Raw genomic sequence first — 10,337 nt, forward strand, 5'->3', positions numbered from 1 at the left:
GGGAGCGAGCCTGCTCGCGAAAGCGATTTGTCAGGCACTGATGGGCTGCCGGTGCGGACGTATTCGCGAGCAGGCTCGCTCCCACAAAGGGCTGTGCCGATTCAGCGGGAGAGGGCTGAGAGGATGTCGCCGACAGATCCAAATTCCCGATCAACCCCCGGCAACCCCGGCCGCTTCAACACCAGCACCGGAACGCCACGCTCGCGCGCCACTTCAAGCTTCGGCTCGGTGGCGCTGCTGCCGCTGTTCTTGCTGATCAATACATCGATCTGCCGGCGCTCGAACAGCGCTCGCTCGTCTTCCAGCAGAAACGGCCCACGGGCGCCGATCACTTCGCAGCGCGTGTTGCCGGGATAAACGTCGAGAGCGCGCAGAGTCCAGAACTGGTGGGCGGGGATTTCGTCGAGGTGTTGCAGCGGTTCACGGCCGAGGGTGAACAGCGGGCGGTGGAACGGTTTCAGGGCGGCGATGAGTTCGGCCCAGTCACTGACCTCGCGCCAGTCATCGCCTGCTTGCGGTTGCCAGGCGGGCCGGCGCAAGGCCCAGCAGGGGATGCCGGCGAGCTGTGCCGCGCGGGCGGCGTTGGCGCTGATTTGTGCGGCGTACGGATGCGTGGCGTCGAGCAGCAGATCGACGCGTTCATCGGCGATGAACTGCGCCAGACCCTCAGCGCCGCCATAGCCGCCGACCCGAACCTGGCAGCGCAAATCGCTCGGCACCCGGCCAACACCAGCGAGGCTGTAGATATGTTGTGGGCCGAGCGTGCGGGCAATCGCCAGCGCTTCAGTCACGCCGCCGAGCAGCAAGATCCGTTTCATGCAAAACCTCCGGCGTGCCCGACAATCCCGCCCTGACGATCAATGGCAAACACCTCGACCTGGACCTGTGCCGGCACGACGCTACTGGCGAAATTCAACGCATGGCGGCAAACCTCATCCCCCAAAGCGATGCCCGCCGCGCTGGCCATGGCCAAGGCTTGTTGGCTGGTATTGGCTTCGCGAATGCCTTGTTGCAATGCCGCATCCGCGCCAATCGCCGCCGCCCACTCGGCCAGTTGCGGCAAATCGATGCTCGAATGCCGTGAGTGCAGATCCATATGCCCGGCGGCGAGTTTGCTGATCTTGCCGAAGCCGCCGCACAGGCTGAGTTTATCCACAGGCACTTTGCGCAGATGCTTGAGGACCGCACCGACGAAATCACCCATCTCGATCAGGGCAATTTCCGGCAGGTCGTAGACCCGGCGCATGGTGTCTTCGCTGGCGTTGCCGGTGCACGCGGCGATGTGCAGATAACCATTGGTTTTCGCTACGTCGATGCCCTGATGAATCGAGGCGATGTAAGCGGCGCAGGAAAATGGCCGGACGATGCCGCTGGTGCCGAGGATCGACAGGCCGCCAAGAATGCCCAGTCGTGGATTCATGGTTTTCAGCGCCAGTTCTGCGCCGCCCTCGACATTGACCGTGACCTCGAAGCCGCCGCCGTAGCCGGTTTCGACGGCGAGCAAGGCCAGGTGATCGCTGATCATTTTGCGCGGCACCGGATTGATCGCCGGTTCGCCGACGGCCAATACCAGACCGGGTCGGGTCACCGTGCCGACGCCGACACCGGCGTTGAAGCGAATTCCCGGTTCGGCGGACAGTCGCACCAGTGAATAGAGCAGGGCGCCGTGTGTGACGTCAGGGTCATCGCCGGCATCCTTGATCGTACCGGCCTCGGCGCCGCCCTCGCTCAGGCGGCAGAACTCCAGGCGCATCTGCACCTGTTTGCCCTTGGGCAGCGTGATCTGCACCGCGTCGGAGCTGACGCCGGTGAGCAACAGGCGCGCGGCGGCGAGGCTGGTGGCGGTGGCGCAGCTGCCGGTGGTGAGGCCGCTGCGCAGGGGCGCGGGTTGTTCGGCGGTTTCGTCACGCATCGAGGGGTTTGACCAGTTCCAGCAGGGTGATTGGCAACGCCTGACGCCAGGTGTCGAACTCGCCGAGCGGTTGCGCCTGGGCGACATGGATGCGCGTCAGCTCACCGCCGTATTGTTCGCGCCAATGCATCAGGGTGACTTCGCTTTGCAGGGTCACGGCGTTGGCCACCAATCGGCCGCCGGGCTTGAGCTGGTCCCAGCAGGTCTCGAATACACCCTCACGGGTGACGCCGCCGCCGATGAAAACAGCGTCTGGACGTTCAAGGCCATTGAGCGCTTGCGGCGCCTTGCCGCGAATCAGTTGTAGGCCGGGTACGCCCAGCGCATCGCGGTTGTGTTCGATCAATTGCTGACGGCCCTCGTCGGCCTCGACCGCCATGGCGCGACAGCTCGGGTGCGCACGCATCCACTCGATGCCGATCGAGCCGCTGCCGGCACCGACATCCCAGAGCAGTTCGCCGGGCTTCGGCGCCAGGCGGGCGAGGGTGATGGCGCGCACGTCGCGCTTGGTCAGCTGGCCGTCGTGACGGAACGCCGAATCGGGCAGACCGGCGAGGCGTGACAGGCCGGTAACACCGGGTTCGGCCAGACACTCGACAGCGATAACGTTGAGATCGGCAATCGGCGCATTTTCCCAGTCACTGGCGCTGCGATCGATCCGCCGCTCGGCGTCGCCGCCCAAATGCTCCAGAACAGTCATGCGACTTGGGCCGAAACCACGTTCGCAGAGCAATTGCGCAACGGCGGCCGGGCTGCTGCCGTCATTGCTCAGCAACAACAGACGCACGCCGCTGAACAGATGCGCATTGAGCGCCGCCAACGGACGCGCCACCAGCGACACAATCGTCACCTCCTGCAACGGCCAGCCCAGGCGCGCCGCCGCCAGTGCGCAGGATGAAGGGGCGGGGATGATCGCCATCTCGGCGCTCGGCACCTGACGCGCCAGACTGGCACCGACGCCGTAAAACATCGGATCACCGCTGGCCAGCACGCAGACCCGCTCGCCACGCGACTCGAGCACTGGCGCGAGGGAAAACGGACTCGGCCACAATTGCCGCTCGCCGCCGATGCACGGCGGCAGCAGATCCAGCTGGCGCTGGCCGCCGACGATCCGCGAAGCGCCCATCAGAGCACGCCGGGCGTTTTTGCCCAGGCCTTTGAAGCCGTCTTCACCAATACCCACAACGGTCAGCCAATCGCCCATTTCATACTCCAGATCCTGCGTCCAGCGAAGCGGGCGACATGATAGCGCGACAATCGATAACTGGCTGCTGTCCTTTTTTCAGGAGCGCCGACATTGAATGTTTACATTGTCTTTTGTGATTTTTCGAGTTCTTCGCAAGTATTGAATTGGCGTTCCGCTGGAAGTGCTTGTGGCTATCCGGAAGGTACTTTTTTAGTAAATTGAATAATCAAATGGATAATTGAAATGAACGATGTTTTGAACAGTATCTCAGCACTGCCCGACCAAGGCAGTGCGACGGTGATGGGGAATAATCTGTTGTCCTACTTTTCCGGGTTGACTGCGGAAGACAAACGATTCGTCAAAGACAGTATGCGCTGGGCAGAATACAGAGCCGATTTGCGTCATGACAGAAACAGTGAGCCAGCTGCTTGGTTCGAATATTATTCCGGGGTGCTCTGGTCTGTCGGCTGGAGCCTGGAGCAAGCTCCGGTAATCCATGTTGACAAGAACTTTACCGGCAATGCGCTGGACGTCTGGGCGCGATCCTTGTCGCAACAACTAAGTCGGGAGAAAGTCGCGCTAATGAAGGAAGCGTTCCATATGCTTGAGACACATTCGGACGCCATAGACGTATTTAGAGGCAGCGCTCGGGAATGGAGCGATTTTCGTTTTTCTCCTGCTCAGTACAATTTCAATAGGGAGTTGGAGATTGTCGTCAGTAATGTTCGCTTGCTTGATGCGAAGTGGTCCTCTACCTATTTGTTCTGGACTATTCAGCATACGGGTTCGGAGCTTGATATCCGCTCCAGGCGCTTTTTGATCAGGTCTGCCGCGATAAATGAAAATCGCCTTCAGTTGGCTGCTGCAGTGCTTGATATGCGCACGCGTGAAATTGAGTTGGCTCGGGGCGCTTGATGTTAGTTGTTCAGCTTTGTTTGATGGTTTGTATGACGGTCTGAAATTAAATGCATGGATTTTCGATTTGATTAACTCCGGTGCTGTGGTTAGTTTGTTTTCCACGCCAAGTCGGTGTTTTAACCAAGAAAGGAATCCATTTATGACTGAGCTGAATAAAGATGTAATCTCCGTTGTTGAACGGTTTAGTTTGATTGCACAAACCAATGAGTTTATCGCTGCGCAGCCAGTGCTGCGCTCGCGTTCGGCAAGTGTTGGCAGTAGCTTGCCGATTGATAAAGATGAACTGAATGCTGCAATCATGGGCTCGGGTATTGCAGGCTTTGATGCAAGCATGTCCAAGCGCAGCAAGCGAATCGTTAAAAACACCTACATGTATGCCGATCTGGTTGCCTTGCTCAAATATCCGGCGTCCAACCAAAAGGAACAGCGCTATAACGAGTTTATGCGATTGATGAAACTGGCTGGCTGGTTTGCTTTCAGCCAGCCTTATAATCGATATACCGCTACTTCGCAAAAATTGACCATGGACAATGTTGTCCTGTCTGTTCTGCATACCGCTGTTGGTGCTGCGGTCGGGCAGGGCCAGGCAGCCCTTAAAGTATTGTCCTCTGTGGCAGATGCGACCATGGATGCGCTGAAAAATGAACCACAGGCCCTGACGCTGTTCGAGAACAACTCGAAGAAAGCCGAAGGTGGCAACTTTTGCATGAGTGCGGCTTCGCAGGATGATGAGGGTGGTATCACCCTGGCAATCGCTGCTGTGCAATATCTGGCTTCGGCTCAACCTACCAAAGTACTGTTTGTAGAATGGGCAACATCTGCTGTGGAGATTTATAACGCCGGCGCCACTATGTATATGGATGAGGAAGACTATGCAATGGTTGAACCGTTGATTGTCAAGGCTCTGACTGAGCAGCGTGAGAAAGCGCTCAGCTACGAATTTGGCCAATCGGTCTGAAAGTGATTAATGCCAGAGGCGCAAGCCTCTGGTTTTTTTGTGGGAGATGCAAATGTTCGCGATTTCGAAGGTTTTCGTATGCGCAGGGGCATTAGTGCTGGTGAGTAAAGAGCTGTCGGCATCTGACATTGACGACAGTCTCGATGCGCTGCTTTATTCACAAACGGTCGCCTCGCATAAAGTTCCCGATGCTGTTGAATGCGATGCATGGAATGACGCCAATAAAACGGCTTTGAAAGTCACCGGTGCTTTGTTTTTCGACGATCCGGTTATCAGCGCGCCGGTCACTACGCCCGATACTTTTACTCTGCTGGAGTTGGCACAAGAACTCTTGCAAGGTTGGGCGCCGGCAGTTTTGAACCAACAGGTAATTGCCAATCTGACCTCGCAACTGGAGAGCAACGGTGCGGCCCTTGAGTTGCTTCAGCGAAATATTCTGCAAGAGGGCAAGTCGATTCGCTTCATGCTTGGCAGCGTATCTGCGGAATCAACGATTACGATGGTCGTCATTTCGTTTGCCGTCAAAGAGCCTGTTCCGGGCAATGTGCTTGAGCGACGCTTCAATGCTGAGCAGATAGTGGGCAACCTTGCTGTTGATTGCTACAAGGCTCTAATAGATGCCGATGATTACTGTTTCTCGAGAGCCAGGATTATTGCGTTATTGGGTGAGCGGCGCGAAAAGCAGATTATCGCCCTGACCTGAGAGCGCGGCAGAGGCAACAACTGAAGCCTGCCTGCCCCACCGGTCGAGACAGAGGGCAGACTTTTCATACCGGTGGGCAAAGCAGGCATAATACCGCGCCTTCGCCCGCGAAGCGCTTCTGCCACACAACCGGTCAGCCCCTTGAACGAACGCCCGATGTCCACTGCCTTACGCCCCTCGGCCTGCCCGGGGTTGCTGCGTATCGTCCAGGCACTGGACGGCGGTATCTGCCGGATCAAGCTTGATGGCGGTTCGATCAGCGCCGATCAGGCCGATGCGGTGGCCGCTGCCGCCGAAGCGTTTGCGAGCGGTGCGATCGAAGCGACCAATCGCGGCAATCTGCAGATTCGTGGTATCGGTGCGCAATCGGCGGCGCTGATCGAGCGCTTGCTGGCCGCTGGCCTCGGGCCAAAGAACGCTGCCGGCGACGATGTGCGCAATCTGATGCTCAGCCCTGCCGCCGGCATCGATCGGCAGATGCTGATCGACACGCGCCCGCTCGCAGGGCAAATCCTCGACACCTTGCAAAGTCATCCGCGCTTCCATGAGTTGAGCGCCAAGTTCGCCGTGCAGCTCGATGGCGGCGAAGCCCTGGTGATGCTCGAACATCCGCATGATCTGTGGCTGTCGGCATTCGAGCGTGACGGCGAAATTCTCTGGGCATTCGGTCTGGCCGGTTGCCCGACCGATCGCCCGCTCGGCGCTGTGAGCCTGGACAACGCTCACGCGCTGGTGGTCGCCGCGCTGGAGTTGTTCCTCGACCTGGCCCGGCCAGAGCAAACACGGATGCGCCATCTGCTCGACGAGTTGCCCAGGCTCGCCTTTCTTGAAGCCTTGCGCGAGCGCGTATCGCTCAAGGCGATCAGCAATTGGCAGCGCTCGACGTCGGCAGACGCGCTGCACATCGGCGCTCATCAGCAGAGCACGCAAGGTCTCTGCTACGTCGGCGCGGTGCCGCCACTGGGCCGACTTGATCCGGCGATGCTGCGTGGCGCGGCACAACTGGCCCGTCAATTTGCCGATGGCAGTCTGCGCTTCACGCCGTGGCAGAGCCTGCTGCTGCCGAACGTGAATGCCACTGATACCGACAACGTGCTTGAGCAGTTACGGGCGTTGGGCCTGTTGACGACCGAGGCCGAACCACTGGCTCGCCTGATCGCCTGCACCGGCGCCGATGGCTGCGGCAAAGGCCTTGCCGACACCAAACAGGATGCCCGGCAACTTGCACCTCTGCTGCCCGCAGGCCTCAGCGTGCACCTGTCGGGTTGCTCGCGCTCCTGCGCCGCCGCCCACTGCGCGCCAGCGACGCTGCTGGCCGTTGCCCCCGGTCATTACGACCTCTATTTTCGCGATGCAGCACAGCCCGGATTCGGCACGCTGCACGCCTGCAATCTTACTATTGAAGCGGCCGCGACCCTGCTCGACGCCCGCTCCCGGAGCCCCCTTGATGCTTGATTACATCCGCGACGGTCAGGAGATCTATCGCAACTCCTTCGCGATCATTCGCCGCGAGGCCAATCTGGCGCGCATTCCCGCCGATCTGGAAAAACTTGCGGTGCGAGTGATCCACGCCTGCGGCATGGTCGAGGCCATCGACGGTCTGCAATTCTCCGAGGGCGCGGGCAAGGCCGGGCGCGATGCTCTGGCGGCCGGTGCGCCGATTCTCTGCGACGCGCGGATGGTCTCCGAAGGCGTGACCCGCACGCGCCTGCCGGCCAATAACCAAGTGATCTGCACTTTGCGCGACGACAGCGTGCCGGAGCTCGCCCGCGAGTTGGGCAACACCCGCTCGGCCGCCGCGCTGGAGTTGTGGCGCCCGCACCTCGAAGGCAGTGTGGTGGTGATCGGCAACGCACCGACCGCGCTGTTCTACTTGCTGGAAATGCTCGACGCCGGCGCGCCAAAACCGGCACTGATCCTCGGCTTCCCGGTCGGCTTCGTCGGTGCTGCCGAATCGAAAGCGGCACTGGCCGCCGACAGTCGTGGCGTGCCATTCGTGATCATGCAAGGCCGGCTGGGCGGCAGCGCCATGGCCGCGGCCGCCGTCAATGCCCTCGCCACGGAGATCGAATGATGCAGGCCAAAGGACGTCTGATCGGCCTCGGTGTCGGCCCCGGTGATCCGGAACTGATCACTGTCAAAGCCTTGCGCCTGCTGCGCGAATCGCCGGTGGTCGCGTATTTCGTGGCCAAGGGCAAGAAGGGCAATGCGTTCGGCATCATCGAGGCGCATCTGGTCGAGGCGCAGAACCTGCTGCCGCTGGTCTATCCGGTGACCACCGAGGCGTTGCCGGCGCCGCTGTCGTATGAGCAGGTGATCAGTGATTTCTACGACGAAGCCGCTGTGGCGGTCGCCGAGCATCTGGACGCCGGCCGCGACGTAGCGGTGATCTGCGAAGGCGACCCGTTCTTCTACGGCTCCTACATGTATTTGCATGATCGTCTCGCCAGCCGTTACGAGGCCGAAGTCGTGCCCGGCGTGTGCTCGATGCTCGGCGGCGCTTCGGTGCTCGGCGCGCCGCTGGTGTATCGCAATCAGAGCCTGTCGGTGCTTTCCGGCGTGCTGCCCCACGAAGAACTAAAACGGCGTCTGGCCGATGCCGATGCGGCGGTGATCATGAAACTGGGGCGCAACTTTCCCAAGGTCCGTCAGGTGCTGGAAGAACTCGGCCTCGCCGAGCGTGCGTTGTATGTCGAGCGCGCGACCATGGCCAACCAGAAGATCGTGCCGATGGATCAGGTCGAGCCGATGTCCTCGCCGTACTTCTCGCTGATCATCGTCCCGGGCGAACGGTGGCAAGGTTGATGAGCCAAGCGACTCCCGCCATCGTCATTCTCGGCCAGGGCAGCCTCGCGACGGCGCGGCGCATTCAGCAGGTCTACCCGGCGGCGCAAATCCATGGCCTTGCCGGACGGGTTGAAGGCGCCGACAGCAGCTATCAGGAATTCGGCGCGACCCTGCGCGCGTTGTATCAACAGGACACGCCGATCATTGCCCTGTGCGCGGCGGGGATTGTCATTCGCACCTTGGCGCCGCTGTTGCTGGAGAAAGGCGCCGAACCGGCGGTGCTGGCGGTGGCCGAAGACGGCAGCGCGGTGGTGCCATTGCTGGGTGGACTCGGCGGGGTCAACGTCATGGCCCGGGAGATCGCGGCGGCGTTGCAAGTGGCGCCGGCGATCACCACCAGCGGCGAATTGCGCTTTGGTACCTGCCTGCTCAATCCGCCAAGCGGCTACGCACTGGCGGATCTGGAATCGGGCAAACGCTTCGTTTCCGACCTGCTCGCCGGGCACAGCGTGCGCATCGAAGGCGCGGCGCCATGGCTCGATCAGGCGCAGTTGCCGCAGGATCCGCAGGCGCAGCGGTCGATTCATGTGAGCAGTGTGCAGCGGGTGGCCAGCGCCGATGAATTGCTGATTTACCCGCGCAGTGTGGCGGTGGCAGTGAGCGCTGACGTGGCGGATCTGCCGAACGCCGTTCGCGCTGCGTTGCAACAGGCCAGTGTCGCCGTGCCGGCACTGGCGTGTCTGGTGGCAGCAGACGCTGAAATGGCCTCATCGAGTTTGCGCGAGGCTGCGCTCGAGTTGGGCGTGCCACTGCGCTTCGTCGCGGCGCAAAACGATCTTCAGACTTTGGCCCGCGTGGCAGTGCCAGCGGCGACCGTGATCTGCGCAGAACATCTGGCGATCGCGATTGCCGAGCAACCGCTGGACGTCGCGCAGATCGGCCGCCCGCGCGGTCGCCTCGCGGTCATTGGCCTTGGCCCCGGCGCCGCAGAACTGATGGTGCCAGCGGTGAAAACCGAACTGGCCCGCGCCACCGATGTGCTGGGCTACGAAACCTACGTGCGCATGGCTGGCCCGTTCCGCGACGATCAGGTGCAGCACTGCACCGACAATCGTGAAGAAATGCAGCGTGCCCGCCATGCCTTCAGGCTCGCCGCCGCAGGCCGCTCGGTGATCGTGGTTTCCTCGGGCGACCCGGGCGTATTCGCCATGGCCGCTGCGGTGCTCGAAGCCCTGCACGAATCGGACGATCCGGCGTGGCACAGCGTTGATCTGGAAATCCTCCCCGGCGTCTCCGCCTCGCTGGCCACTGCGGCTCAGGCCGGTGCGCCGCTGGGCCACGACTTCTGCGTGATGTCACTGTCGGATAACCTCAAGCCCTGGGCGATCATCGAGAAACGTCTGGATCTGGCCGCCCAAGCGGATCTGGCCCTGGCGTTCTACAACCCGATTTCCCGGGCGCGCCCGTGGCAACTGGGCCGGGCGCTGGAGATCGTTGCGCAGCACCGCTCGCCTGAAACACCGGTGGTGCTCGGCCGGGACATCGGCCGGCCGGGGCAGACGCTGCGCACCACGACCCTGGGCGCATTGACACCGGAACAGGTGGACATGCGCACCATGGTGCTGATCGGTTCTTCGACCACCTGCACCTTCGCCCGTGCCGGAGGCGGTGAGTGGGTTTACACGCCGCGTTGGTATGGTGAAAAACCGCTGTCCTGAAAAACCCTCCGCTCATTCAATATTCGGCTTTGGGAAAGTTTGAGCGGTTGTAAGTCCGATTGAAGTTTCAATTGTTTTCCACCAGCAATAAACAATGGTCATGTCCCACAGGGCAGGGCCATTTTTTTTGCCCGACGGTCGCGCCGGTCCGCTAA

10 protein-coding genes are annotated in these 10,337 nt (G+C 61.1%); 7 read left to right on the forward strand and 3 right to left on the reverse strand.

The features are described 5' to 3' along the window. Positions 1 to 101 precede the first annotated feature (101 nt). The 3 genes from AB4N41_RS11820 to cbiE are packed head-to-tail and all read right to left on the reverse strand — an operon-like array spanning position 102 to position 3,116. Positions 102 to 818 (reverse strand): cobalt-precorrin-6A reductase, encoded by a 717-nt coding sequence (locus AB4N41_RS11820; RefSeq protein WP_150638220.1) that lies wholly within the window; start codon positions 816 to 818, stop codon positions 102 to 104. Then, entirely contained in the window at positions 815 to 1,912 is a 1,098-nt protein-coding gene (locus AB4N41_RS11825) for a cobalt-precorrin-5B (C(1))-methyltransferase (RefSeq protein WP_252877354.1), read from the reverse strand. The genes AB4N41_RS11820 and AB4N41_RS11825 overlap by 4 nt, the downstream gene beginning before the upstream one ends. Continuing rightward, positions 1,905 to 3,116 (reverse strand): precorrin-6y C5,15-methyltransferase (decarboxylating) subunit CbiE, encoded by a 1,212-nt coding sequence (gene cbiE, locus AB4N41_RS11830; RefSeq protein ID WP_252877355.1) that lies wholly within the window; start codon positions 3,114 to 3,116, stop codon positions 1,905 to 1,907. The genes AB4N41_RS11825 and cbiE overlap by 8 nt, the downstream gene beginning before the upstream one ends. 225 nt (positions 3,117 to 3,341) lie before the next feature. On the opposite strand from cbiE, the gene AB4N41_RS11835 reads away from it, so the two are divergent. The 7 genes from AB4N41_RS11835 (at position 3,342) to cobJ (ending at position 10,182) form a co-directional block, all read left to right on the forward strand. Then, the gene (locus tag AB4N41_RS11835; protein WP_056787668.1) at positions 3,342 to 4,013 is read left to right on the forward strand and encodes a hypothetical protein; all 672 of its coding nucleotides are present in this window, start codon (positions 3,342 to 3,344) and stop codon (positions 4,011 to 4,013) included. Continuing rightward, a complete protein-coding gene (locus AB4N41_RS11840; RefSeq protein WP_252877356.1) occupies positions 3,937 to 4,974 on the forward strand; it encodes a hypothetical protein in 1,038 nt (345 codons plus the stop codon). Before AB4N41_RS11835 ends, AB4N41_RS11840 begins: the two co-directional genes overlap by 77 nt. 52 nt (positions 4,975 to 5,026) lie before the next feature. Then, positions 5,027 to 5,677: a hypothetical protein gene (locus AB4N41_RS11845; RefSeq protein WP_252877357.1), complete on the forward strand. Its 651-nt coding sequence runs from the start codon at positions 5,027 to 5,029 to the stop codon at positions 5,675 to 5,677. A 156-nt stretch (positions 5,678 to 5,833) separates the two neighbouring features. Continuing rightward, the gene (cobG, locus tag AB4N41_RS11850; protein WP_290127521.1) at positions 5,834 to 7,132 is read left to right on the forward strand and encodes a precorrin-3B synthase; all 1,299 of its coding nucleotides are present in this window, start codon (positions 5,834 to 5,836) and stop codon (positions 7,130 to 7,132) included. Next, positions 7,125 to 7,751 carry a precorrin-8X methylmutase gene (locus AB4N41_RS11855; RefSeq protein ID WP_056787678.1) on the forward strand — a complete coding sequence of 209 codons (627 nt, stop codon included), beginning with the start codon at positions 7,125 to 7,127 and terminating at the stop codon, positions 7,749 to 7,751. The genes cobG and AB4N41_RS11855 overlap by 8 nt, the downstream gene beginning before the upstream one ends. Then, positions 7,748 to 8,482: a precorrin-2 C(20)-methyltransferase gene (locus AB4N41_RS11860; RefSeq protein WP_370695113.1), complete on the forward strand. Its 735-nt coding sequence runs from the start codon at positions 7,748 to 7,750 to the stop codon at positions 8,480 to 8,482. The genes AB4N41_RS11855 and AB4N41_RS11860 overlap by 4 nt, the downstream gene beginning before the upstream one ends. Further along, entirely contained in the window at positions 8,482 to 10,182 is a 1,701-nt protein-coding gene (gene cobJ / locus AB4N41_RS11865; protein ID WP_252877358.1) for a precorrin-3B C(17)-methyltransferase, read from the forward strand. Before AB4N41_RS11860 ends, cobJ begins: the two co-directional genes overlap by 1 nt. The last annotated feature ends 155 nt before the right edge of the window (positions 10,183 to 10,337 follow it).

This window comes from Pseudomonas sp. S2_A10 (genome assembly GCF_054668465.1).